This is a genomic window from Psychrobacter sp. TB20-MNA-CIBAN-0197 (genome assembly GCF_040309765.1).
Taxonomy (GTDB): Bacteria; Pseudomonadota; Gammaproteobacteria; order Pseudomonadales; family Moraxellaceae; genus Psychrobacter; species Psychrobacter submarinus.
Genome location: NZ_JBEOPC010000537.1, coordinates 1 through 275 on the forward strand (window position 1 = coordinate 1; position 275 = coordinate 275).

The window sequence follows — 275 nt, forward strand, 5'->3', positions numbered from 1 at the left end:
GGCTGGCACCGGTGATGTAACCGGCTTCCGGTCCGGCCAGGTAGGCGACGAAGCTGGCGATTTCTTCGGCGGTGCCGTAACGACCGACGGCCATCAGCGGGATCAGGCTGTCGGCGAATTCGCCATGGGCCGGGTTCATGTCGGTGTCGACCGGGCCAGGTTGCACGTTGTTGATGGTGATGCCTCGTGGGCCGAGGTCGCGGGCCAGGCCTTTGGTCAGGCCGACCAGTGCCGATTTGCTCATCGCGTACACGCCGCCACCGCCGAAGGGCATG

At 66.2% G+C, this 275-nt stretch carries 1 protein-coding gene; it reads right to left on the bottom strand.

Annotated elements, in window-relative coordinates:
- The coding region (locus AAEY83_RS14850) for an SDR family oxidoreductase (protein WP_351060087.1) at positions 1 to 275 on the bottom strand (275 nt) is incomplete at both ends.